General features: G+C 66.7%; 20 protein-coding genes. 11 read left to right on the top strand and 9 right to left on the bottom strand.

The genetic code is table 11. From position 1 onward, the window contains the following. Nucleotides 1-2: 2 nt before the first annotated feature. The 4 genes from OG379_RS35180 (at nucleotide 3) to OG379_RS35165 (ending at nucleotide 5,181) form a co-directional block, all read left to right on the top strand. Complete coding sequence (locus OG379_RS35180) at nucleotides 3-782, top strand: glucose 1-dehydrogenase (RefSeq protein ID WP_405667241.1); 780 nt, start codon at nucleotides 3-5, stop codon at nucleotides 780-782. A gap of 343 nt (nucleotides 783-1,125) precedes the next feature. Next, nucleotides 1,126-1,653, top strand: a complete 528-nt coding sequence (locus OG379_RS35175) for a cupin domain-containing protein (RefSeq protein WP_405667240.1) — start codon at nucleotides 1,126-1,128, stop codon at nucleotides 1,651-1,653. A gap of 110 nt (nucleotides 1,654-1,763) precedes the next feature. After that, on the top strand, nucleotides 1,764-2,255 hold the full coding sequence (locus OG379_RS35170) for a hypothetical protein (protein WP_405667238.1): 492 nt from the start codon (nucleotides 1,764-1,766) through the stop codon (nucleotides 2,253-2,255). A 454-nt stretch (nucleotides 2,256-2,709) separates the two neighbouring features. Then, nucleotides 2,710-5,181: a SpoIIE family protein phosphatase gene (locus tag OG379_RS35165; protein ID WP_405667237.1), complete on the top strand. Its 2,472-nt coding sequence runs from the start codon at nucleotides 2,710-2,712 to the stop codon at nucleotides 5,179-5,181. Between the two features lie 504 nt (nucleotides 5,182-5,685). On the opposite strand, the gene OG379_RS35160 is transcribed toward OG379_RS35165, so the two are convergent. The 9 genes from OG379_RS35160 to OG379_RS35120 form a co-directional block, all read right to left on the bottom strand. Further along, on the bottom strand, nucleotides 5,686-6,558 hold the full coding sequence (locus OG379_RS35160) for a LysR family transcriptional regulator (protein ID WP_405667236.1): 873 nt from the start codon (nucleotides 6,556-6,558) through the stop codon (nucleotides 5,686-5,688). Nucleotides 6,559-6,606: 48 nt separating this feature from the next. After that, nucleotides 6,607-8,088 (bottom strand): sugar porter family MFS transporter, encoded by a 1,482-nt coding sequence (locus OG379_RS35155; RefSeq protein WP_405667235.1) that lies wholly within the window; start codon nucleotides 8,086-8,088, stop codon nucleotides 6,607-6,609. A 79-nt stretch (nucleotides 8,089-8,167) separates the two neighbouring features. Beyond that, nucleotides 8,168-9,667, bottom strand: coding sequence for an aldehyde dehydrogenase family protein (locus OG379_RS35150; protein WP_405667234.1), 1,500 nt, complete (start codon nucleotides 9,665-9,667; stop codon nucleotides 8,168-8,170). A gap of 49 nt (nucleotides 9,668-9,716) precedes the next feature. Continuing rightward, nucleotides 9,717-10,745, bottom strand: coding sequence for a zinc-binding dehydrogenase (locus tag OG379_RS35145; RefSeq protein WP_405667233.1), 1,029 nt, complete (start codon nucleotides 10,743-10,745; stop codon nucleotides 9,717-9,719). An 18-nt stretch (nucleotides 10,746-10,763) separates the two neighbouring features. Next, nucleotides 10,764-12,185 carry an MFS transporter gene (locus OG379_RS35140; protein WP_405667232.1) on the bottom strand — a complete coding sequence of 474 codons (1,422 nt, stop codon included), beginning with the start codon at nucleotides 12,183-12,185 and terminating at the stop codon, nucleotides 10,764-10,766. Nucleotides 12,186-12,621: 436 nt separating this feature from the next. After that, entirely contained in the window at nucleotides 12,622-13,608 is a 987-nt protein-coding gene (locus OG379_RS35135) for a ketopantoate reductase family protein (RefSeq protein WP_405667230.1), read from the bottom strand. A gap of 28 nt (nucleotides 13,609-13,636) precedes the next feature. Next, nucleotides 13,637-14,428, bottom strand: coding sequence for an HpcH/HpaI aldolase/citrate lyase family protein (locus OG379_RS35130; RefSeq protein WP_405667228.1), 792 nt, complete (start codon nucleotides 14,426-14,428; stop codon nucleotides 13,637-13,639). Nucleotides 14,429-14,502: 74 nt separating this feature from the next. Further along, entirely contained in the window at nucleotides 14,503-15,954 is a 1,452-nt protein-coding gene (locus OG379_RS35125) for an aldehyde dehydrogenase family protein (RefSeq protein ID WP_405667227.1), read from the bottom strand. A 43-nt stretch (nucleotides 15,955-15,997) separates the two neighbouring features. Continuing rightward, the gene (locus OG379_RS35120; protein ID WP_405667225.1) at nucleotides 15,998-16,822 is read right to left on the bottom strand and encodes an SDR family NAD(P)-dependent oxidoreductase; all 825 of its coding nucleotides are present in this window, start codon (nucleotides 16,820-16,822) and stop codon (nucleotides 15,998-16,000) included. A 268-nt stretch (nucleotides 16,823-17,090) separates the two neighbouring features. Between OG379_RS35120 and OG379_RS35115 the strand changes: the two genes are divergently transcribed. The 7 genes from OG379_RS35115 to OG379_RS35085 all read left to right on the top strand — a co-directional run bounded on the left by OG379_RS35115 (nucleotide 17,091) and on the right by OG379_RS35085 (nucleotide 25,264). Further along, nucleotides 17,091-17,930, top strand: coding sequence for a hypothetical protein (locus OG379_RS35115; protein WP_405667223.1), 840 nt, complete (start codon nucleotides 17,091-17,093; stop codon nucleotides 17,928-17,930). A 241-nt stretch (nucleotides 17,931-18,171) separates the two neighbouring features. Next, complete coding sequence (locus tag OG379_RS35110) at nucleotides 18,172-19,620, top strand: four-carbon acid sugar kinase family protein (RefSeq protein WP_405667222.1); 1,449 nt, start codon at nucleotides 18,172-18,174, stop codon at nucleotides 19,618-19,620. Further along, the gene (locus OG379_RS35105; RefSeq protein ID WP_405667220.1) at nucleotides 19,620-20,483 is read left to right on the top strand and encodes a class II fructose-bisphosphate aldolase; all 864 of its coding nucleotides are present in this window, start codon (nucleotides 19,620-19,622) and stop codon (nucleotides 20,481-20,483) included. Before OG379_RS35110 ends, OG379_RS35105 begins: the two co-directional genes overlap by 1 nt. A gap of 178 nt (nucleotides 20,484-20,661) precedes the next feature. Further along, nucleotides 20,662-21,345, top strand: a complete 684-nt coding sequence (locus OG379_RS35100) for an aspartate/glutamate racemase family protein (RefSeq protein ID WP_405667219.1) — start codon at nucleotides 20,662-20,664, stop codon at nucleotides 21,343-21,345. Between the two features lie 316 nt (nucleotides 21,346-21,661). Then, nucleotides 21,662-23,152, top strand: a complete 1,491-nt coding sequence (locus OG379_RS35095; RefSeq protein WP_405667218.1) for an NAD-dependent succinate-semialdehyde dehydrogenase — start codon at nucleotides 21,662-21,664, stop codon at nucleotides 23,150-23,152. A gap of 135 nt (nucleotides 23,153-23,287) precedes the next feature. Further along, nucleotides 23,288-24,238, top strand: coding sequence for an aldo/keto reductase family oxidoreductase (locus OG379_RS35090; protein ID WP_405667198.1), 951 nt, complete (start codon nucleotides 23,288-23,290; stop codon nucleotides 24,236-24,238). Nucleotides 24,239-24,487: 249 nt separating this feature from the next. Then, complete coding sequence (locus OG379_RS35085) at nucleotides 24,488-25,264, top strand: IclR family transcriptional regulator (protein ID WP_405667217.1); 777 nt, start codon at nucleotides 24,488-24,490, stop codon at nucleotides 25,262-25,264. Nucleotides 25,265-25,346: the final 82 nt, after the last annotated feature.

Below are 25,346 nucleotides of genomic sequence, written 5' to 3'. Positions count from 1 at the left end.
AAGTGAGACCGAAAGTGACTGCACACAGGTTCGCCAACAAGGTTGCCTTCGTGACCGGCGCCGGTAGCGGCATTGGCCGTGCCACGGCGATAGCCTTCGCGGCCGAGGGCGCCGACGTGGTCGTGGCCGACATCGACTCGGCCGGCAACGAAGAGACTGCTCGACTCGCCGCCGAGCACGGCGGCCGGGTGCTCACCGTCAAGTGCGACGTCACGTCTTCCAGCGACATCCGGGCCGCTGTCGAGCAGGCAGTCCGCGCATTCGGCCGCTTCGATATCGCCTTCAACAACGCCGGGATCGAACAGCCGCCGGCGCCTCTCGTCGACATCGCAGAAGAAGAGTGGTCACGGCTGCTCGACATCGACCTGCGAAGCGCGTTCTTGTGCATGAAGTACGAGATCCCCGCCATGCTCGAGAACGGCGGCGGCTCCATCGTCAACACCTCATCCGGCGCCGGCGTGATCGGGATCCGAGGACAGGCCGCGTACGTCGCCGCCAAGCACGGACTGATCGGCCTGACCAAGTCGGCAGCACTGGACTACGCCGCGCAGGGCGTCAGGGTCAACGCGATCTGCCCGGGCATCATCGAAACGCCCATGATGAACAGGTTCTCCGGCGGCACGCCTGAAGGCCGCGCCCGAGTGATCGGCCAGGAACCCGTCGGCAGGATGGGCAGCCCCGAGGAGATCGCTTCCGCCGTGCTCTGGCTTTCCTCTGACCTCGGCGGATTTGCGACCGGCCACGCAATGGTCATCGATGGTGGGCAGACAGTCGGCATCTGACGCGAGCCCGTCCGTCGGCCTGGACCCGTCATGAGGGTTCAGTCCGACGGCCACGCAATGAACGACTTCGTACGGGGTGCGGTTTAACCCCGGACGAGACCCGCATCAGGGGGCCGATGAGGATGTGAACTCCGAGCTTTGGGTCGGTGGGCCTGCTTCCTCTTCGGTGATGTGTTGCTACCCGACCGTAGTCGTCGCCGTTCTCGAGGAGCGTGACGTGCTCCATGAAGCGACCGAAGGCAGCGGCGTGCCCGTGTTCTTCGCCGGACGGTGCGTTCATAGGGTGCCCGCCCCGCCCCGCGTTCGACGAAAACCAGATACCACCATGGAAAGGTCCACAATCATGACTGGAGCACATCGCGAATTTCAGTCGCGTCTGATCGTCACCGGACTTGATGCCGACGGCAGGTCGACATTCGTGAGCGACGGTCCAACGACTGACCGTCTCGTCGCCGACGGCTACACCCGGAACCACCTATGGCAGGCACTGCAGGTACCGACGCCTGTAGGGGCGCCGAACGGCCCCGGTGACGCCTCGATCATCCCGCCACCGCCGGCCGGCTACAACTACGTGATCACGGCCTTTGCTCCCGACAGCGAATGGGACTACGAAGGAGGCTACGCACGGATCCTGGCCGAGTCGGGTGCCGGCGACGCAGTGGATCCCACGGATGCACCCGGCATGCACACGACGGACACGATCGATATCGTCACCGTGATTTCCGGGGAGGCATGCGTTCAGCTCGACGCGGCCGAGACGATCATGAGACAGGGCGACACCATCGTTCAGCGTGCCACCAAGCACGCCTGGCGGAACCGGACCGACAAGCCCTGCGTGATCTCAGCGGTTCACATCAGCGTGACTCGCTGACCCTTCAACGACTGACTGCGTGCGGGAAGAACCCGGGAGATCCGCGGCCACTGCGCCCGACTGATTGCCATCTGTGTACAAGTGTGCGCGCAGCCAGAAAGGAAAGCCCCATGCAACACGAGAACCCTGACCTGCCTCCCTTTGCTCGTCGAGTGATCGTGGGCGACAACGGCACCGGGGCGTCCACGATCGTCGCCGACAAGCGAGATGTGCCCTGCACTCGGCTCCCCAATGGGATCGTGCTGCAGGAGGTGTGGCAACAGCGGGGTGTCCCCGCTTTGCCGGACGATCGGCCTGCGCCCGAGTGGACGCTGGGGCCAGCTGCACCGACCGAAGGAGCCGTCGTTCGGATCCTTACGGTGCCGGCCGCGAACGGCGACGAGCCCGCAGAACCGGACCTGCACACAGACCTCTCTCTGCACGTGATTACGATGCTCGGCGGTGAACTGATCGTCATACTGGAGGACGGGGAGGTAACGCTTGGCGTGGGAGACTCGATCGTATTGCGGGGCAATATGCATGACCTCCGAAACGCGCAACCCCGACCGGCAACGTTCGTGTACACCTCCCTTCCTCTCGACCCGAGTGGGTCAGAGAACTGAGGTTCTTCTCAGTCCGACAATCGGATGGGCGGTCCGTTGGGAGCGCATGAAGGCCCTGTGCCGGAGAAGCTTCCGGGGGCATCGCGTAGATGAACTAGTAGGTCGCCTCCTGCGAGGGCGCTCCGGCCACCAGCCTGTACCAAGCCCGTCGTGAGCCCCACGGGGGGCCGCGGCCGCCAAACTCAACCTGGCCGCGATCGGCTGGGGCGTTCCGGAGTGGGCCAGCTCGGCCAACGCCCCCTGCCTTCAGCGAGGGGTGCGCGACGACCTTGCGGGCCTGTGAGCGCAGGGTGCTTCTCCGCTTCTATGCTGCCCCGGCCACGACTGGGCGGGCCCTTTAGGGATCCCTGGTAGCCCCAGCCCAAAGATGCTCGGCCGGCTCGGATCCTCAGCGGGCACGGCGCCGCTCGCGTCGTTATCGTGGAGGCATGAGGCCCGGGATGGACTGGTGTCGATGAGCGCATCCAACATCTCTCGGGGCCTAGGACCTGGAGCAGAAGACCTACTCCAGGGTCTGTTCGCAGCCGCCGCATTCGTGGACGAAGACGGCATGATTTCCCTGTGGGGTCCGGAGATGGAATCCCTTCTCGGATACCCAGCGGGCGAAGTCTGCGGCACGCCCTGGGTGGATCTGATGGCCTCCGCGGCGGACCGGGAAGCGGCCCTCGCTGCCCTCGAGCGGTGGGTGACCGGGCAAGGCTGGGACGGCGTGCTCGGCCTTAGGCACCGCAACGGGCATGAGCTGAAAATCGCGCTGCGGATACGTCCAGCGGCCAGCGAGGCTGGCCGGGCCGGCTGGTCGGTCAGCGCCGCCGACATGCAGCAGTTGGAGAGGGAGCAGGTTGACCGGGCGATCTTGGAGGCGCTGTTCAGCCAGTCTCCGATCTCCGTCACGGTCATGGACTACGAACTCCGGCACCAGTGGGTAAATGTCGCTGCAGAGCACATAACCGGTTTCTCTGCCGAGCAGCTCATCGGCCACCGCATCGGCGAGCTCACCCCCAGGGGCGGTGTCGAAGCTATCGAGGAGGTCTTGCGTCGGGTGCGGGATACCGGCGAGCCAGTAGTGGACCTCCACATCAGCGGTCACGTCCCATCGGACCTCGATCGCGAACATGTATGGTCCATGTCCTCCTTCCGGCTGACCGACCCGGTCGGCGGCTTCCTGGGATTGTGCCAAACCTACGTCGACGTCACCGAGGGACATCGGGCACAGCAGCGGCTGGCCTTGCTGGCCAAGGCCAGCGAACGCATCGGCACCACGCTCGACGTGGCACGCACCGCTCAGGAACTGGCGGACACGGCCTGTCCCCAACTCGCGGACTTCGTCGCTGTCGACCTGTTGGAGGCGACAGTGCAGGGCGAGGAACCGGCCCTCGATCCAGTGAACGGGCAGGTCCTGCTTTGTCGGATGGCAGTCAGTTCGGACCGGGAGGGAGACCCGCAGGTTGGGCACCCCGACGGCGAAAATGTGATGTTCCGCCCAGGCGCGCTGCAGGGCCAGTGTTTGACTGGCGGCCGATCGGTTCTGGTGCAGAGGCTGTCCACCGAGGAGTGGTCGGCCTTCGACGAAGACATCGCTCAAAAACTCCGTGAGTTCCATACCCACTCACTCATGGTGGTGCCGCTGCAGGCCCGGGGGACCACGCTGGGCGTAGCGTTTTTCGGCCGTCAACGGAATCCGGATTCGTATGACGAGGGGGATCTCTCGCTGGCCGAGGACCTTTGCTCGCGCGCTGCGGTATGCCTCGACAACGCCCGCCGCTACACCCGCGAGCACACCACCGCCCTGGCCCTGCAGCGCAGCCTCCTGCCACACGACGTGCCCGAGTACCTCGCGGTCGAGACAGCCCACCGCTACGTGCCCGCTGCCGCCCACGCAGAGGCGGGCGGTGACTGGTTCGATGTCCTGCCGCTGACGGGAGCCCGCGTTGCCCTAGTCGTAGGCGACGTCGCCGGTCACGGTCTGCACGCAGCGGCCGTCATGGGACGTCTGCGTACCGCCGTCCACACACTGGCCGCCCTCGACCTCGAACCCGACGAAGTCCTCACCCAACTCGACGACCTCGTCATCCGCCTTACCGAAGAAGACCTCGAATGCCAGGGAGCGACCTGCCTCTACACCGTCTATGACCCCGTCTCCCGCCTGTGCACCTTCGCGTGCGCCGGCCACCCGCCGCCCGCCTTGGTCCAGCCCAACGGTTTGGTGGAGTTCCTCAATGAAATACCGCCCAACCTCCCCCTGGGCGTAGGCGGCCTCCCCTTCGAGACCGTCAAACGTCAACTCGCCGAGGGGAGCGTCCTCGCGCTCTACACCGACGGCCTCATCCAGACTCTGGGGCGAGACGTGGACACTGGGTTCGACCGGCTGGCCCGCGCCTTGGAAGCGTCCGGCCGACCACAGGAGCTGGACCAACTGTGCCGGGCCACGGTGGCGTCTTTGGTGTCAGAGCACCGCCCGGACGACGTTGCCCTGCTCCTTGCCCGCACCCGCGCCCTGGATGCCGACCGGGCCGTCTCCTGGGAGCTGCCGGCCGACCCCGCCCTCGTCTCCCGGGCCCGCTCCCTCACCGCCCGGCAGCTCGGCCAGTGGGGCCTGGAAGAGCTCGCGTTCACCACCGAACTCATCATCAGCGAGCTGGTCACGAACGCCATCCGCTATGCACGCGGTCCCATCGCTCTGCGCCTGATCTACGCCGACACCTTCATATGCGAAGTCTCCGACGGCAGCCTCAGCGCCCCCCACCTGCGACGAGCCCGCACCAACGAAGAGGGCGGCCGCGGCCTCTTCCTTGTCGCCCAATTGGGCTCACGTTGGGGAACCCGCTACGACCGTGAGGGCAAGACCGTCTGGGCCGAGCAGCTCTTGCCTGCCGCCGCAGCGTCGAATGGGCATGAGAGCGAATCACCTGCTCTGCCTACCTGAGCGCCTGTCAACTTTCGGAACCGGTGCCTCGGAGCATCCGGTCAAGGGGCTTGTTCGCGAAGCTCGCGCGTACGTGGTGTCGGCACCGCGTGAGGCCAGCACCGCGGTCCGCTGCAGACTGCGCCGCCGCCGAACGGTGAAATCACGCGTGATCTGAATGAGGAAGGAACCGATGTCCGGACGGATGCGTCCGTCCTCATCTGTGGGGTGGTCCGCGCAGTCCCAAATCTTGCCGTCCGGATGCTGTACCGCGTTCTCGATGGGCAAGTGGGAAGTGCCGTCGACGATCGGCACGATCTCGAGATTTCCGACCGTCATCTCACTGCTGCCGCTTGTCGATGTGCTCGAAGGGGGGGGTGACGGCCCGTTGCCCTTGGCGGCCACTGCCCGGGCGGGAGAGCCATCGACCGCCGTACGGCAGAAGCCCAGGGCGTTCGCACCGACCACACCCCTGCCTCGGCCGCAGCGATCCAACCACCTTGAAGATCAATTCGTTAAGGGTTCTTACTCCAGTACACAGTCCAGGAACGCCTGGGCTCCGGGCGTCAGAGGTCCGCGCCTGGATACCAAGGAAACATGCAGGTACTCCGGCGGCTCCAGGTCCAGGGCGAGTGCCCCCGCGCTGCGCGCCAGGCCCGCCCATACCTCGGTCACGACGGCGACCCCTGTGCCCTGGAGCACCAGCGGCAGGATAGCTTCGCGGTGGCCGGCCTCCACCCCGTAGCGGACAGCTACGCCGCGCTCTTGCAGATCGTCCAGCAACTGTCGGGCCCGGGTGCCGCGCGGAGCGACGATCGCGGTCAGGCCGGCCAGATCCTTCAGGGCCACCGTCCGGCTGGGTGGCAGAGGACCGTCGGGTGGGGCCAGCACGACGAACCGTTGCCGGGCGACGGCATGCACTTCCACATCCGGTGAGTGCAGTTCCGTGGCTGTGCCCGCCAGCCCGATCTCCACCGCTCCGGTGCGCACGTGCTCCATTACCGCGTCGGCGGTGGGCACGGCACGGACGTCGACTTGCATGGCGGGATGGCGGCGCTGATATGCGCCGATCATTTCGGACAGTGGCTGGACCGCGGGCGAGGGCATGCTGGCGATCTCCAGGCGGCCGCTGCGCAGCCCCTTCACCGATTCCACGGTGGCCCGGGTGGTTTCCAGGGCCCGCAGAACCTGCCGGGCAGGCGCGATCATCGCCCGCCCGGACTCGGTCAGTTCAATGCGGCGGCCGATTCGGTGGAACAGCTGGGCGTCCAGTTGGCGCTCCAGGTTGCGGATCGCCTGGGAGAGCGATGGCTGTGCGAGGTGCAGGGATGCCGCCGCGCGGTTGAAACTGCCGTGGTCAACCACTGCCAGAAAGTATTCGAGTTGTCGTGCGTCCATGACCCGTCCTTTCGCGAAGTAGGCGACCGGCTCAATCATCTGGGCCGGCTACCCGGGCAATTTCGCACCGGTCTTGGACTGCTTCCCGGCCTCCGCGGCGCGGTCCGTGAGCTCGGGGGCATCGCGCAGGTCCGCCTCCAATTCCTCGAGAGGCCGGTCCTTCGTCTCAGGGACGAACCGGGCCACGAAGCCCAGCGAGACGATGTTGACGCCTGCGAAGACGAAGAAGATCACCGTCGCCCCGACCCCGCTCACCACCAGTGGAAAGAGGAACGCGATAGCCGAGTTGGCGAGCCACAGACCGCCGACAGCCATGCCCATGGCGAACCCCCGGATGGCCATGGGGAAGATCTCGGAGAGCACCAGCCAGCTCGATGTACCGACGAACATCGCCATGGACGCCTCCACGCACAGCATGAACGCCACCATCGCGTAAGTCTTGACCGAACCGGCCGGCAGCGTGAAGGACACCCCAAGGCATGCGTGGGACACGACCATTGCACCGAACCCGGTCATCAGCATTCGTCGTCGCGGTACGAACCCGAGCAGCCAGAGTCCGACGACCGTCGCGACGATCACCGTCACGCCTATCCCCACGGACGCCATGAGCGACGCCGATCTGCCCCACCCGGCGCCGGCCAGAACCGACGGTGCGTAGTACGTCACCGCGTTCCCGCCGGATGCCTGCTGCGCGACAGCCAGCGCGATGCCGATCCAGAGCATCCTTCGTGTCGCGGAGCTCTTCCGGAGCAGGCGCAGGGCCTGCCTGCCGTTCTCCCGGCGTACCTCGGCCTGTGCCGCAGCCCGGATCTCAGCGAATTCCGCGTCGACGTCATCCGCGTTTCTCCCGCGGACGAGTGTCTCGCGGGCTTCGGCCCATCGTCCCGCACGGGCGTACCAGCGCGGCGAGTCCGGCAGCAGGAGCATGCCGATGAAGAGCGCGACAGCGGGCACGGCCGCGATTCCGAGCATGTAGCGCCACACCTGCGGGTCGTCGATCACCGAACCGAGGATCAGGTTAGTGCTGAAGGCGACGAACAACCCCGTGACGATCATGAGTTCGTTGATGGTCACCATCCGTCCGCGACGCTCGGCGGGAGCCATCTCCGCCAGGTAGACGGGGCAGGTGACAGAGGCGCACCCAACTCCCGCCCCGAGCAGGACGCGAGCGGCTACGAGCGACCCGACCCCAGGTGCGACCGCACACCCCAGAGTGGCAAGGGCCAGGACCACTGCGCACACCATCAGTGTTTTGCGGCGGCCGATTCGGTCCGCGAGTGGGCCACCGAACAGGGCTCCGCCTACGGCACCCGGAAACAGTAGGGCGGTGACGACCAAGGCCTCTTGAAATGAGGAGAGTCCGAGGTCTTCCCGCAAATAGAGAAGTGCGCCGGAGATGACACCGGTATCGATCCCGAACAGCAACCCGCCGAGGGTCGCCACCAGGGTGATCTTACGAAGGAACCGGTTCGGCCCGACCGGCCCGCCGTCGGCGCGGGGGGATTGCGCCAGGCTGACGTTTCTTACCATGCCGCTCCTGCTCTCGACATTCGCGGACGCACGGCCTCGCGGGTTCCGAAGGGGGCGTCTCAGCGACAGCCCGACCTGATCACAGCTCTACGTAAACGCTCTTCGTGTAGAGGTAGTTGTCCATGTGTGCGACGCTGCCCTTGGAGCCGTAGCCGCTCATCTTCGTTCCGCCGAATCCGACCAGTGGGTCGATGTGGCCGTAGCAGTTCACCCACATCGTGCCGGTGTGGACGCCCTGGACCACGCGGAAAGCGGTGGAGAGGCTCTGTGACCACACCGCTCCCCCGAGGCCGTATTCGCTGTCGTTGGCGATGGCGATGGCCTCGTCCACATCGTCGAACGGAAGGATCGACAGGACGGGCCCGAAGATCTCCTCACGGGCGATGCGCATGTCGTTGGTGACACCGCCGAAGACGGTCGGCTGTACGAAGTAGCCGTTTCCCAGTTCACCCCCGAGTCGCCCACCCCCGCAGAGCAGTTCGGCCCCGTCGGCTCGCCCGACATCGATGTAGGAGAGCACCTTGTCCAGCTGGGCCTGGGAGATCAGCGGGCCCAGGGTGGCGGTGTCGTCCAGGCTGGACCCGATGCGCAGGGTGTCGGTGAACGCCAGCAGTCGTTCGGTGAAATCGTCGACGATGGGCCGCTGGACGAGGACCCGGGTTCCGGCGAAGCAGATCTGGCCGGAGTTGGCGAATACTCCCATCGCGGCTCCCGGCACCGCCTTGTCCAAGTCGGCGTCCGCACACACGATGTCCGCCGACTTTCCGCCGAGTTCGAGCTGCAGCTTCTTGATGTTCGAGGTGGACGCCTGGATGATGCTGCGGCCGGTCTGGGTGGAGCCGGTGAAGGCAATACGGTCGACGTCGGGGTGGGCTGCCAGCGCGTGGCCGGCGTCCTTACCCAGGCCGGTGACCACGTTGACGACACCCTTGGGAACTCCGGCCTCGTGCAGGATCTCGGCAACCCGCAGCACCGACAGAGAGGCTTCCTCGGACGGCTTCAGGACTGCGGTGCACCCGCTGGCCAGTACGGCGCCGATGATCCAGAACTGGCCGTTGAGGGGGCCGTTCCAGGGGATGATGCCTCCGATGACCCCGACCGGAGCCTTCAACGTCATCGTGGTGACGTTGCCGGGGATGCCGTTCAGCAGCGTCTCACCGCTGATGTTGGCCGCCTGGGAGGCGAAGAACGACACCATCTTCAGCAGAGCCTGCTTGCTGCCCCGCAACCTCGACACTGGGGCGCCCATGTCCAGGGCCTCGATCTGGATCAGTTCCTCGAACCGTTCGTCGAGAACCTGGGCGATGCGTGTGAGCAGCGCCTGACGCTCGTACGGAGTCCAGGTGCTCCACGGGCCGTTGAACGCCCTGCGTGCTGCGAGTACCGCACTGTCGACGTCCGGCTGGTCACCCGCGGCGAGCTGCGCCAGGCCCTCCCCGGTCGACGGATTTATGGTGGTCAGCGTGTGCCCGGAGGCGGCCGGGACACTCTTGCCGTCAATGAAGTGCTGTTGCGCGGCGCGGGACAAGAAGGCCCGGGCCTGCTCGCTCGGGGCGACGTTCTGCTGAAATGTGGTCATTGCTTACCTCTCACCTGGCCTTCGAAGCTGCGTCGGTCGACGTCCGGCGTCAGTCGAAGACGAAGACGCCCTTGCCGATCTCGCGCCGGTCGAACAACTCGTAGGCCCGCTCCGCCTCGTCGAGGCGGAACTCGTCGGTGAACAGCGACTCCACGTCCAGGCCGCGCTCGGCAACGAACAGGGCGCACTCCTCCTGAAGGTTCTTGCTGAAGGTCAGCGAGCCGACGACCGTCTTCTGCAGTTGGATGAGTTCCTCACTGTCCAGCTCGATCGTTCCGAAGACGCCGACCATGCAGGCGGTGCCCCACTGTCGGAGCGCCTGGACCGCTTGACGACGCACAGTGGAATTGGCGCTGCACTCGATGGACTTGTCCGCGCCAGCGCCGTCACGGGTCAGTGCGCGGACAGCGGCCACGGAGTCCTCGTTCCGTGCGTCGATGACATGGTCGGCGCCGAACTTCTTCGCCATCTCCAGGCGCGAGGGCTCGACGTCGACGGCGATGACGCGGGCGCCGAAGGCCTTGGCCAGCATGGTGACGCTCAGCCCCACAGGTCCCTGGCCGAAGACGGCCACGGTCTCGTCAGCGGACAGACCGACCCTCTTGATCGCTCCGAAGGCAGTTCCAGTGCCGCACGAGATGGCTGCGCCGGTCTTGTACGACAGCTCGTCGGGCAGGTGGATGAGTGTGTGCGCGGGAACCTTCATAAGGTCCGCGTGGCCGCCGTCGCCGTCGAGGCCGCCGTACACCTTGCGGGCATTCGGGCAGTACTGCGTCCAGCCGGACCGGCAGTACCGGCAGGTACGGCACCCGTCATAGTGGTGGATCATGACCCGGTCACCGATCCTGGCCTCACTGGGGCGCACCGCATCACCGACGAGCTCGACGACTCCACATGGCTCGTGGCCTTCGATCACCAGTTCGGCTCCGCTGCGCAGTGGACCATGGAGATGATGGAGGTCGCTCCCGCACATGCCGGACGCCTTGATACGGATGACCACCTCATCCGGCCCGGGCACCGGGTCGGGAAGCTCGCGGAGGTCGAGTTTGCCCTCGCCCAGGAAGATAACTGCTTGCATGTCTACATTCCTTCGGGGTCAAGAGGTGGGCGGCGCAGCCTGCGGCGCCGCGGGTATGACGGTGGGCCGCACATCACCGGTGTCATCACCCGGAGCGATCTGCTCCAGCACATCACGAGATGTGTCCACACCGGCAACACCGATGAGCAGGGTCACGACGACATACATGCCACAGACAGCCAGGATCACCCCCAGGACTCCGGAGCTGTTGAACAGCCACAGGACGATGAAAGGGGAAAAGATCAGGCCGATGCGGCCCACGGTCTGAGAGAAGCCGCCGCCGCGGAAGCGGAAGGCGGTCGGGAAGAACTCCGGGGTCGTGCCGAGGCCCAGCGTCAGGAACGACGCCACGGTGGCGACCAGGATGAAGCCGACGGTGATGACCAGCGCGGGCGCCGTCATGAACGGATAGAGGCCGGCGAAGACAGCCGAGAGCACACCGAACGCCATGATGCTGGTGCGCCGCCCGATGCGGTCGACGATGAACATGCACACCAGCGGTCCCGCCACGTAGCCGGACATGATGGCCGCGTTGAATCCCAGGGACTTCGAGACCGTCATCCCCTGCTCCACGAAGAACGTGGGCATCCAGCCGGTAACGACGTAGGAACCGAACAGGCAGGTGACGGTGAGGGCCAGAGCCATCACAGTGCGTCGGATGACAGGACGCGAGAACAGCACCGTGATCGGCACCCACTCGGCCTTCTCCTCTGCCGCACCGACCGTCTTGGGCGCAACCGGAGCCTGGCCGGGCTCCCCGATCGAAACGCCGGACTCCCTTTCGATCCTCTGGATCACGGCCTCGGCTTCCTCGTGCCGCCCACGCGCCTCCAGCCATTGCGGGGACTCCGGCAGCCCCCGGCGCAGCCACCAGGCGATCAGTGCGAACAAGCCGCCGATGACGAACATGCCGCGCCAGGACAGAGCCGGGATGACCACCCACCCAAGGATCGACGACATCGAGACACCGACCCCGCCGAAGACTCCGAGCAGGCCCAGGTAGCGCCCGCGACGCCCGGGCGGAATGAACTCGGTGATCATGCCGTAACAGATGACGTATTCAGCACCCAGGCCGATGCTCATCAGGCCACGCAGGGCGATGAGCACCTCCATCGACGGCGCCATCGCCGAGCACAGCGCGAGGATCCCGAAGAGCGCCAGGCTGAACTGGAAGGCGAAGGCGCGTCCGATCCGGTCACCGAGCCAGCCCGCGAAGGCCGCTCCGATCGCAAGGCCGGCAAACGTGACCGACAGGAAGAGCGAGTTCAGCTCCAGCGTCGAGAAGCCGGTGTCCAGCATCGATGCCAGCACACCGGCGGACAGCGTGTTGTCGAAGGAGTCGCAGAACAAACCGAGGCCGACCAGCACCGCCAGACGGCGGTGGAACCTACCGATGGGAAGATCGTCGAGCCGCCGGCTCGTGTTGATGCGCGTGTCCATCAGCAGGCACCTCCCGTCGGCGCCGGACGAGTGGCGATACGGAAACTGGTGACGAAAAGACCACTACCAGCGAGTACGTCCCGCACCACGCCAGCTCCCGAGACACGGGTACAGCTGGAGTAACGGGCTTCGCATGGGTTCGATCGACGTTGTCCGATCATGCGTCTTGCTACCTTCGGCTCAGTGCTCGGTGAACTACAACGCGAACACGACGGTGTGTGATGAGATGACGCCACCCCTTCGCACACGCGGGCCGCCTCGACCCGGATGGGCGGCCAGCTCCGCTGGGACAGAAGGGCGCGATAGTCAGCGGCTCAACGGCGACGGCGCGCAAACCTTCACCGCGATGAATTGACGGTATCCAGCATTGTGGGAATTCGTCAACGGTTAGGAGTGGCCCGAATTCCGGTTGCGGGAAGACGCGATGTCAGCTTTGTCAGCTGGTGGTGTCGCGATACTGGCCTGCGGCGCGGGCTCGCTGGGCGGCCAGGTCGATCACCAGATCGAGGTTGGGAGTCAGGACCTGCGTCAGCTCAGCCAGGTCCAGAGGGACGCGGAACATCGCGTCGATCTCCATGGGCCGACCGGCCTGCAGGTCCTGCGCGATGCTCTGGAGGTGCCCGGACTTCGCCAGCTTGGCCAGGCCCTCCTCCGGGTCTCCCGGATCACAACCCAGTGCGCGGGCGATGTGCCCAGCCTCGGTCGCCATGGCCTTGGCGATACCGGCGATGGCGGGCTTGTCGAGGACGTTCTTCATGGGTGAGGCGCTGAGGACGGCCAGCGAGCCTCCTACCAGGTTCATCGTCAGTTTGGCCCAGATCGCGTCGCGGATCTTCGGCGTGACCGCGACCTCCAGGCCGCCGGGGTTCAGGAGCGACACGAGTGCGTCGAGCCGGGCGTCGGGCCTTCCGTCGGGGCGTCCGATGATCAGGCGGTTTCGTGGGTTCTCGGCCCGGATCACTCCTGGTTCAACCACACTGCAGGCGGTGTAGGCCACGGCGCCCACGGCGCGCCCGGGGTCGACGTGATCCCACAGCGCGCCTCCGGGATCCAGCCTCCGGAGGTGGGTTCCGTCCAAGGACCCGCCGTGCGCGTGGAAGTACCACCAGGGAATGCCGTTCATGACGAACAGCGCCAGGCCGTCCTTCTTGAGCAGGGAACCGATGTGCTCGGCGATAGCCGGCAGGGCGGGGGCCTTGACCGCGACGATGACAATGTCCTGCGGCTCCAGATCACCGGGGCGGTCGGTCGCCGCCGGGTGGGAGACGAGTTCTCCGTCCCGGGTTTCCACCCGCAGTCCGTGCTGCTGGATCGCAGCCAGGTGCCGACCGCGAGCGATGAGCGAGACCTCGGCTCCCGCCGCAACGAGGCGTCCGGCGATGTGCCCGCCAACGGCCCCTGCGCCGTACACGCAGATTTTCATGTGTGCTTCCTCTTCCGCGATCCGTCGGTCAGTCGAACTGGTGGCGCTTTTGGGCCGCGGCTGCGCTGAGGAACGAGATGTCGTTGCCGGTGGAGACGTAACCGGCACCGAGGTCAAGGTACCGACGGATGAGATCCGGCCGCCCGCCCAGTCCACCCACGCCCGCGGTCTTCCCGTGTGCTCTGCAGGCTTCAATCACGCGCAGGTACGCCTTGTGCAACTCGGGGTCGTCCATCTGCCCTGCGATCCCCAGCGCGAGGCTGAGGTCGTTTGCGCCAACGAGCAGCACGTCCACGCCCTCCACTGCGGCGATCTCCTCCACCACGTCCAGACCGGCAAGGGTCTCGATCTGCGCCACCACCATGGAGGTCTGGTCGAGTGCGCGAATGGTCTGGTCGGCCGGGTAGGACCGGAAGTGCAGTTGGGGCGGTGAACCTGCGAGGGATCGCTCCCCCAGGGGCGCGTGCTTGACCGCTCGGACCGCAGCGCGCACCTCCTCGGCGGAGTTCACGCCGGGCACGATGATGCCCATGGCACCGGAGTCCATGACTCGGCCGATGAAGGAGGGGTCCAGGCCTGGGACACGAACGAGCGGCGTGACCCCCAAGTGGTTGCAGGCCATACAGATCTGGCTCGCGGCGTCCAGCGGGAAGGGGCTGTGCTCCATATCGATGTAGATGGAGTCGAAGCCCGCGGAGTGGGCTATCGCGGCGATGTCGACTGTGCGCACAAGTCGCGCGGTCATCGAATACACCGTCTCGCCCCTCGACAGCTTCTCCTTGGCAGGATTACGCAGCAGAGGGGTGGGGTCGTTGTTCATGTTCGGAAGTTCCTGACTGACTGGGGTGTCTCCGCCGACTTGCGGCATCAGCTGAAGACACAGCGGTGGGTGTCTCAGCCGAAGAGAGGCGGCAGCGCCTGCACCTCGTCCTCGAACCCGTACACAGACTTGACCTCGAGATACTCTTCGAGCCCGAACCGGCCCATGGAGCGGCCGATGCCGGACTGCTTGTATCCACCCATGGGCGTGTACGAATCGGTGGCCGCGCCGTTGTAGCTGATACGTCCGGCTCGCAGGCCGTTCACCACGTGGCGGGACTTCGTACGGTCACCGCCGAAGACGAAGCCGCCGAGCCCGTAGATCGAGTCGTTGGCGATACGCAGGGCCTCGTCCTCATCGCGGTAGGACAGGACGGCCAGGACAGGGCCGAAGACCTCCTCCCGGGCGATCCTCATGTCAGGGGTGACTCCGGTGAGCACCGTGGGCCGGACGAAATAACCCTGGTCCAGGCCGTCGGGGCGCTCGACGCCACCGGTGGCGAGGTGAGCACCTTCGTCGAGACCGCTCTGGATAAGCTCGCGAATGGACTTGTACTGGGCGGCGCTGACGACCGGGCCCATCGTCGTCGAATTCTCGAGCGGGTCGCCCAGGCGGAATCGCTGCGCCTCGTCGACCAGGAACGGCACGACCTGATCCACCTGGCTTGCGTGCACCAGCATGCGGCTGGGGGCGTGGCAGGACTGGCCGGCGTTGAAGAAGCAGCGTTGGATGTTCCAGCGCGCTGCACGTTCGAGGTCGGCGTCGGGCAGCACGATGTTGGCCGACTTACCGCCCAGTTCGAGGCAGACCCGTTTCACGGTGTCTGCGGCGGCGGCTCCGACCTGCTTACCGGCACCGGTGGACCCGGTGAAGGAGATCATGTCCACGTCCGGGTGACGGGAGAGCGTGTCGCCCACATCGCGCCCCCTGCCGTTGACCAGGTTGAACACGCCCGGAGGCACGTCGGCCTCGTGCAGCACTTGGGCCAGGAGCGCTCCGCTGGCGGCGGAGTTGATGCTGGGCTTCGCGACGATGGTGCACCCGGCGGCCAGAGCGTAGATCAGCTTGATCACACCGGTCTGGACCGGCCAGTTCCACGGGGAGATCAGCGCGCATACGCCGATCGGTTCGCGGCGGACAACGGCGCCACCGATCCGAGACTCGAAGGGGTACTCGCGCAATAGGTCACGGGCCACCCGCATGTGTTGAGCCGGGCCCGTGACCTGGGCGCGATTGGCTACGGGAATACCGACTTCGCGCGCGATCAGCTCGGAGAACTCATCGATGTGCGACTCGTAGGCGTCGATGACGCGGTCGATCAACGCTATCCGCTCGTCCACCGACGTGACCGAGAAGCTGTCGAACGCGCGCCGGGCCGCGGCGACCGCGCGCTCCGCGTCCGCGGCACTGCCTAGAGCCACCCGGGCAAAGGCCTCCTCGCGGGTGGGATCGATGAGCTCGACTTCGCGCGGCTCGATCGGTTCGGTCCACTGACCGTCGATGTAGAGGTGCGGGTACTGCCTCATGAGCGAGGCCTCCTCAACCTGCGTATTGCTTGTCTGATGGTGGTCAGTTGCTGTGGGTGTAGCCGCCGTCGCAGGCGATCGTCTGGCCGGTGATGAACGCTGAGGCTGGTGTGGCCAGGAAGAACATGACGCCGACCAGGTCGGTGGGCACCATGCCGCGCGGGATGCACTGCAGTGCCGCCGCGCGCTGACGGACCTCGACGGTGGGGTTGACGGTGCGCTCGACCTCCGTGGCGACCGAGCCGGGGCGAACGCAGTTCACGGTGATCCCGTGGCCGCCCAACTCGCGCGCCAAGGAGTTGGTCATGCCGATCAGGGCCGACTTCGAGGTGACGTAGTGCAGGTAGTTGGCGGTGCCTCGGGTCACCGCGTCTGACGAGACGTTGATGATCCGGCCGAAGCCCGCCGCGCGCATGTGCGCAGCCACCGCTCGCACGCACAGGTAGCTTCCGGTGACGTTGACCTTCAGCACCTGCTCCCACTGGGCCAAGGGGATCTCGTCGAATGGCCCCTTCGCGATAGCCGCGAAGATCGATGCGTTGTTTATCAGTACGTCGATCCGGCCCCACCCGTCGATGACGGTGTCGACCATGGCTGTCACCGACGATTCGTCGGCCACGTCGACCTGGACGGCCAGGCCCGTCCCGCCGGCGTCATGGATCTCCTTGACGACGGCCTCGGCCTTGCCCAGGTCGAGGTCGGCCACCACGGCAAGGGCCCCCGCCGCCGCGAACTGGCGCGCCAGCTCCCGGCCGATGCCCTGGGCGGAGCCGGTCACGATCACCACCCGTCCCTCCACGCTGAAATCGCGTGCCGACGCCGGCACTCCGGAGTCATGCGGGGTGTGGGTCAGGGGTGGGGTCGTCATGGATCAGTCCTCCTGGCGTCGCGCTTCGCGATGGGAATGCGGCACGAAATGCACCGCTGATGAGAGGGGGTGACGCCTCCGAACGACGTGATCACCACCCGTGAGAACCGGGGGAGCACCCCGTTGACCCATGGACAGTATCCCGCCATGTGGGATATCGTCAACGATGTCGGCGGCCCGCCCTGCTCTCCAGCAGGCCCACCGGGCAGCCCGTGCACCCTCGCCGGTTCTCACCGCGGGGTGACACCGAATCCATTGAGGAGCAAACATGCGTGTAGGCAAGGCATCCGATACCGACGTCGAGCAGGTCGGCACCATGCGTGAGGGAAAGCTCGACCAGAAGCACCTGCTGTTCGGTGAGGACGACTCGCCCAACAATTTCGACCTGAACATGGGACTGACGGGCGGCGGCGGCTGGCGGACGCCGCGCCACAGGCACAACTTCGACCAGATCCGCTACGTCGTCCAGGGCGAGCTGCCCTACACCGAGACCGAGGTGCTGAAGGAGGGCTGGGTCGGATACTTCCCCGAGAGCGTCCACTACGGCCCCCAGGAGCGCGCCGAGGGTCTGCGCACCATGGTGTTGCAGTGCGGGGGCGCGAGCGGCCAGGGCTACCTGAGCGTCGCGCGGCGCGAGGCGGTGAACGCCGAGCTGAACAAGGTCGGTGAGTTCAAGAAGGGCCTGTACCACTACACCGACGACAACGGCGTGGCCCAGAGCAAGGACGGCTCAGAAGCGATCTTCGAGCACGCCACGGGCGGCGCGCTTCGATTCGCGGCTCCGCGCTACACCGATGTCATCGCGATGGACCCGGAAGCCTACGACTGGCAGAAGGGCGACGACGCGGGCATCGAGGAGAAGTGGCTGGGTCGCTTCACGGAACGCGACCTGCGCATCGGGTTCCTGCGCCTGGACGCCGGCGCGGTCTACCAGGCGGGCCAGTTCAACTCCATCGAGATCCTGTTCCAGACCAAGGGCAGGGTGACCGCCGGCGGCACGGAGTACGGGCCCGAGACGGGGTACGAATTCCTGGCCAACGAAGGTCCGGTACCGGTCGAAGCCGTCGAGCCGGCCGAGTTTCTGCGCATGGTGCTGCACACGTTCTGAGCCGATACGGGGCAACACGCTGCCACGGCGACGCGTTGCCCCGTGGGCGTCCCTCACGCCCAGGCCCCGTGCTGCGCACACCCTAGGACTGGCCCTGCTGTGGGCCAGCAGCCCCGAAGCCGACGGGCGGCGTGGATCGCCACATGGACCAGACCGCAGACGAACTGCGCACCGGCCTGATCGAGTGCGCCCTCAGACTCCAGCTCTCCCTCAACTACTCCCAACAGGCCAGGAATTCGCCATGTCTCACCCCGCCCACGCCCAGCAGGGGCACGTCCGCGAGGCCGACGTACTGGAAGAGCTCCCTCCAGTCCGCAAGGTGAACGCCGCGGAAGTGGCCGCCCGCATATCCGCCGACCCCCGCCTCGTCGTCCTCGACGACGATCCGACCGGCACCCAGACGGTCGCCGACGTGCCTGTCCTGACTTCCTGGACGGTGGACGACCTGCGTTGGGGGCTGCGCCAGGACAGCGCCGTCTTCTATGTGCTCACCAACACCCGCAGCCTGTCTCCTGAGGACGCCGCCGCCCGCAATCGCGAGGTGGTCCGCGCCCTGCACGCGGCGTCGGCGGCCGAGGGCATCGGTTATGTCCTGGCCAGCCGGGGAGACTCGACGCTGCGCGGCCACTTCCCGCTGGAGACCGATGTCCTCGCCGAAGAGTTGACCGAGCTGGGCGCCGGGGCCCCGGACGGAGTGGTACTGGTTCCCGCTTACATCGAGGCGGGCCGCCTGACCGTGAACTCCCGCCATTGGATGCGCACGCCCGATGGGCTGCTGCCAGTCGGCGAAAGCGAGTTCGCCCGCGATGCCACCTTCGGCTACCGCAGTTCCTCGCTGCCCGAATGGGTCGAGGAGAAGACCCAAGGCCGGGTACCCGCGGACGAGGTCCTGCGCATCACCCTGGACGACCTGCGCAGCGGCGGACCTGAGCACACAGCACGGTTGCTGTCCTCGCTGCACGGCGCACGGACAGCCGTGGTCGACGCGGTATGCGACGACGATCTTCGGGTGCTCGCCCTGGCCCTCGCCCATGCGGAGGGTAACGGTACGCGGCTGCTGTACCGGGTCGGGCCGTCCTTCGTCAGGGCTCGTGCAGGACAGGCGGGCCGGGCACCGCTCACGCCGGCGGAACTGCGCCCACTGCGCGGCGACGCACCACACGGCCTCATCGTCGTGGGGTCTCATGTCGCGCTGACGACACAGCAGTTGGGCCAACTGCGGGAGCGGGGCGGGATCGTCGAGTTCGAGTTGGACGTGTCCCTCCTGCTCGACGAAGAACGGCGTGACGCGCACATCGCCGAGATCGCGACGGCGGCAGCCGAGGCGCTCAACTCCGCGGACGCCGTGATCAGCACCTCCCGCACGCTGGTGACGGGTGCAGACGCGGACGACAGCCTGTCCATCTCCCGCCGGGTCTCCGCCGCGCTCGTGGAGGCCGTGCGTCAGGTCAACGCCACCCGGCGACCCGCCTTTGTCGTCGCCAAGGGCGGCATCACCTCCAGCGACACCGCCACCCACGGCCTGGAAATCCGCCGCGCCTGGGCACGCGGCACGCTGCTCCCCGGAATCGTCTCGCTCTGGGAGCCCGTAGACGGCCCCGCCGCCGGCATCCCCTACATCGTTTTTGCCGGGAACGTCGGGGGCGTCGACGCGCTCGCCGACGCCATCGACCTGCTGAGGAGTGCCTGATGCTGCTGCACGGAACCGATGCCCTCAAGGAGGCCGCGGCCTCCGGCCGGGCCCTCCCCGGGTTCGTCGCCTACAACCTGGAGACGGTGCAGGGCATCACCGCCGCCGCCGAGGCCTCCGGTCGGCCCGTCCTCATCCAGGCGGGTTCCAGCCCCTTCAAGCACGCCGGGCGCGACGCTCTGATGCGGCTGGCGCTGGACGCGGCCGGACGCTCCGGAGCCCGCCTCGGGGTGCACCTCGATCACAGCCGGGATCTGGACGAGATCACCGCCTGTCTTGAGGCGGGCTACACCTCCGTCATGGTCGACGGCTCACATCTGCCGTTCACCGAGAACATCGCGTTGACGAAGGAGGCGGTCCGGCGGGCTCGTGACCACGGCGCCTGGGTGGAGGCCGAGCTCGGTGCCTTGCCGGGCGACGAGGACGTCTCCACCGACGCCGTCGCGCAGGCCGCAGCGATGACCGATCCGCGGCAAGCAGGCGAGTTCGTGACCGCGACGGGCGTGGACGCGCTCGCCGTCGCCGTCGGCAACGTCCATGGCTTCACCAAGGACCCGGTCCACCTGGCCCTCGGTCGGCTGGCCGAGATCCACGAGACCGTACCGGTCCCCCTCGTCCTGCACGGCGCCAGCGGTCTGCCCGTCGAGGAACTGCACGGCGCCCTCGCCCGGGGCGTCGCCAAGGTCAACGTCAACGCCGAATTGCGCCGCGCCTACCTTGAGGCGGTCCGTGCGACCCTCCCGTCCGCGCTGCCCGGCTCCGACGTCGTCTCCCTGTGGGCGGCAGGCCGTGACGCGGTTCGGGACGCCGCTCTGGAGGTCATCGGCCGACTGAGCCCGCACGCCCATGAGGGAAACACCTGACCTCAGCTCAGCCTCCCTGGCCGCCGCCCGCAACTGCTTCCTAGGAAGGCCCATCACTGACTGGCAGACCCGACAGTCACCGACCTGCACGTTGCGCGCAGCACGTGCCATTCGTCCGTTCCCCGCTCTTGTGCCGTCCTGCACGGAGCCAAAGCATCACCCTCTGTAAGGAGCCACCATGTCCGCCACTCCCTCTATTGCCGTTCTGCACACCAGCCTGGTGTTCGTCAACGTCGAGCCGGTCATCAACGACTACCTCGCGGAACTCGCGCCGGACGCCAAGGTCCTGCACTTCGTCGACAGCGACGTGCTCGCAACCGTGATGCGCGATGGTGAGATCTCATCCGCCAGCACGCAGCGCATGGTGCACCTGGCACAGGCCGCGGAGGCCGCAGGGGCCGACGTCATCTTCTCCGCCTGCTCCTCGCTAGGCCCGGCCATCGACGTAGCCCGCCGTCTGGTCTCCGTCCCGATCGTCAAGATCGATGACGCCATGACCGCATCGGCGGTCGAGACCGCGGACACCATCGGCGTCCTGGCCACGGTCCCCACGACGCTGCCGCCGACCTGCTCCCTCGTCAAGGAGAAGGCACAGGCGGCAGGTCGCGACATAACCGTCAAGGAGGCGCTCTCCGAGGGAGCCTTCTCCGTGCTGATGTCCGGCGACCGCGATCGCCACGACGCGATGGTGCTGGACGGCGCACGGGCGCTCGCGGCGGAGGTCGACGCGATCGTGCTGGCCCAGGCATCGATGGCACGACTGGCCCCGGTGATCGCCGAAGCCGTCGGCAAGCCCGTGCTCTCCAGCCCTCGCAGCGGGGCGGAGGACGCTGTGCGTGTGCTTCAGCAGCAGACGGCCTGAATCGGCCCAAGTCGCGGAGGGGGCTCACCCTGTTCCAGTCCGCGGGCGGGGTGGCCACCCGCCGCACGCAGTACGGTCCCTGGCCGGGTATGGACTCCTGGCCACCGAGGGCTCCATGCCGGTCGCGACCGCCTTCCTGCATACGGCGCCGGGCGACTTCTGAGCCGATACGCAGCAGCACGGGGCTCAAGCGGCATGTGCGGCGGCGTATCGGCTCGTGTCAGTTCGGGCCGGCGCTCTCGCCAAGCACGAACACGGCAGCCGCTTCCGGCTTCTACCACCAGAGACCGCACACACAGGGAACTGAAGGACTGTCATGACCAGCAACGTCAGCGCCCCCGGCATCTCCGAGCGGGCACGCGAAGCCCTCGCCAGGGTCAGCACCGGCATCTTCATCGACGGACAGTGGGCCGACGCGGCGTCCGGCGGCCGCTTCAATGTAGTGAATCCGGCCACCGAGGAAGTCATCGCGACCGTGGCCGACGGCGGCCCTGAGGACGCCTTGCGTGCGATCAGAACCGCAGGGCGGGTACAGAGCGAATGGGCCAGGACCGCCCCCCGTGAGCGCGGAGAGATCCTGCGCCGCGCCTACGACCTTCTCATGGCGCGGCAGGACGATCTTGCCCTCATCATGACCGCGGAGATGGGCAAGCCACTCGCCGAAGCGAAGGGTGAGGTAGCGTACGCCGCCGAGTTCTTCCGCTGGTTCTCCGAGGAAGCCGTCCGCATCAGCGGCGACGTAACGACGACGGGCGACGGGAAGAACCGCATCCTCGTCTCACGCGAACCCGTCGGCCCATGTGTGCTCGTGACCCCGTGGAACTTCCCGCTCGCTATGGGTACGCGCAAGATCGGGCCTGCCATCGCGGCCGGCTGCACAATCGTGTTCAAGCCCGCCGCCCTCACCCCACTGTCGTCCCTGGCGCTCGCAGACATCCTGGTTGAGGCCGGACTGCCCGCAGGTGTCCTCAACATCGTGTGTACGACCAAGGCGTCCTCGGTGGTCTCCCCGTGGATGTCGAGCGGCGTCGCCCGCAAGATCAGCTTCACGGGTTCCACCGAGGTCGGCGTCCGCCTGCTCGAGCAGGCGGCCCAGCACGTCATGCGCTCGTCGATGGAACTCGGCGGCAACGCACCCCTCATCGTCTTCGAGGACGCAGACCTCGACCGCGCCGTCGAAGGTGCGTTCGCGGCGAAGATGCGCAACATGGGCGAGGCCTGTACCGCCGCGAACCGGATCTTCGTCCAGCGGCCCGTCGCCGAGGAGTTCGCCCGCCGTCTCGCGGCACGCCTGGGCGCGCTGGCGGTCGGCGACGGCCTGGAGCCGGGCACCGAGGTCGGGCCGCTCGTCGAGGAGAAGGCCCTGCGGAAGGTGCAGGAACTCGTCGACGACGCCGTCGGCAAGGGCGCGAAGGTCGTATGCGGCGGCAGCCGGCCGGAGCGTGCGGGCTACTTCTACTCCCCGACCGTCCTCTCAGACGTTTCGGTGCAGGCGGACCTCCTGACCACGGAGATCTTCGGCCCGGTGGCTCCCATCATCCCGTTCGACACGGAAGGGGAGGCCATCCGCATGGCCAACGAGACCCCGTGGGGCCTGGCGGGCTACCTGTTCACGCAGGACGTGGACCGCGGCTTCCGGGTGAGCGAGGCCCTTGAGGTCGGCATGGTCGGCTTGAATACCGGCGTCGTGTCCAACCCCGCCGCGCCCTTCGGCGGCATCAAGGCCTCGGGGCTCGGCCGCGAGGGCGGCCGTGTGGGCATCGAGGAATTCCTTGAGTACAAGTACATGGCAGTCCCCCGAGTGTGACCTCACTGCTCCATCCGAGGCCGCAGCCTGATCCCTCCGGGCCACTTCGGACCGGAGCCCCCGGGCAGCATCAGCTCTCACCATCCACCCCTGTCGAGGCCATAGCGGCTGACACGAACTCCACGAGAGGGATCCATGAAGACCGTCCCGTTCGGAACCACCGACACCCAGGTCCCCAACGTCGTCGCGGGCATGATGCGGATCGCGGGCGACAGCGACGAGCAGATCCGCGCCCTGTACACGGCCGCCCGCGAGTCGGGCATCGACTTCTTCGATCACGCCGATCTGTACGGGTTCAAGCATCCTGGCGGCGGACCGCATCTGTGCGAGCGCCGGTTCGCCGAGGCGCTGCAACTGAGCGCGTCGGAGCGCGAACAGATCACCCTGCAGACGAAGACCGGCATCATCGCCGACCCGTGGGGCTACGACCAGTCCTACGAGCACATCGTGACCTCCGCGGAGAAGTCACTGCAGGCACTGGGCACCGACTACCTCGACGTGCTGCTCCTGCACCGTCCCGACGCACTCGTCGAGCCCGAGGAAGTCGCGCGCGCGTTCGACCACCTCGAGACCAGCGGCAAGGTACGCGCATTCGGGGTGTCCAACCACACCCCGCGCCAGATCGACCTGCTGAAAACCGCTGTCACCCAGCCGATCGTCGCCAACCAGGTTCAGCTGTCGATCACCCACTCCACGCTCATCGCGCAAGGCCTGTCGTCCAACATGGCCGGATTCGACGACTCAATCACCCGCGACGGCGGCGGACTCGTCGACCACGCCCGGATCAACAAGATCACCCTCCAGGCGTGGAGCCCATTCCAGAAAGGCTTCCAGGACGGCGTCTTCCTCGGCTCCGAGAACCACCCGGAACTGAACACCGAGCTGGACCACCTCGCCGCCAAATACGACGTCACGCCGACCGCGATCGCCGTCGCATGGATCACCCGCCACCCCGCCGGCATCCAAGTCGTACTCGGCACCACCCAACCCCAGCGCATCCTCGACGCCGCCGCAGGCTCCGACATCCCCATGTCCCGCAGCGAGTGGTACCGGCTCATCCAAGCGGCCGGCCACAACACCCCCTGAACCCGTACCGGCAGGGCACTGAACAACAGCAGCGAGCAGGCGCCCGTCGCGCGACCCATGACGGCGCCATCAATAAGATCGACAAACGCACGGGTGCACAACCCCTTCCTACCGAATGGGTTTCCGGATATCCATGACGAGGCAGAAGTCGGTGGGCTTTGGTGCCCGAGCCCGCCTCCTGTCGTCCTACGATCCGTGCAACGTCAGCCACCTTTGACCACATCTCACATTGTGGGATATAATCCAATGGTGACAGCAGCAACGACTCAAGGCAGTGCGAGCCTGGCCAAGATGCTCCAAATCCTGGAGCTGTTCAGCGAAACCGAGCCGGTGTGGTCGACCAATGCCATCATCGAAGCTCTGGAGACCTCAAGGTCGACGGGATATCGCTACATCAAGACTCTGCACGAGGCGGGACTGCTCAATGCCGTGCACAGTGGCCATTACACGCTAGGCCCGCGCATCATCGAGATGGACCTGCAGATGCGCCTCACGGACCCACTGCTCCTGGCCAGTCACGGGGTACTCGAGGAGCTGGTGGACAAGATCGGGCACTCGGCTCTGCTGTGCACCGTGTACCGGGATTCGGTCTTGTGCGTCGGTGAGTGCCGCGCTCCGAACAGTCCCGAAAACAGGTTCAGTCGCGGTCAGCGGCGCCCGTTGTTCCAGGGAGCGATCTCGAAGGTCATCCTGGCGCATCTCCCTCATCACCGTCTCAAGGCCATCTACCCGCGCCAACATGACGAAATCGAGAATGCCGGACTGGGCAACAACTGGAGCACCTTCCGGGCGAACCTGGGCAAAATCAAGAAAGACGGCTACTCCTTGACCGTGGGCGAATTCAACCCCGGTGTCTATGGTGTCGCGGCACCGATCCTCACCGACCAGAAGACAGCCCTGGGAAGCGTGGGAACGGCCTGGGACGAGAAGGAGCGGCGTGACGTCGATGTCGAGCACGCCGTCCTGGCCATCAAGCAGGCGGCAACGACCATCTCGGAGCGCCTGATGGAGGGGCAAGGCCGCTGATGCGTCCCTGCTGACATCGCCGCACCGCTCATGCCGACGCCGACGAGGTCCCATTCGCCCCCAGGACCTCAGTCGGCGCGCC

Source organism: Streptomyces sp. NBC_01166 (genome assembly GCF_045039765.1).
GTDB lineage: Bacteria > Actinomycetota > Actinomycetes > Streptomycetales > Streptomycetaceae > Streptomyces.
This window is presented reverse-complemented; position numbering and strand designations above follow the sequence as displayed.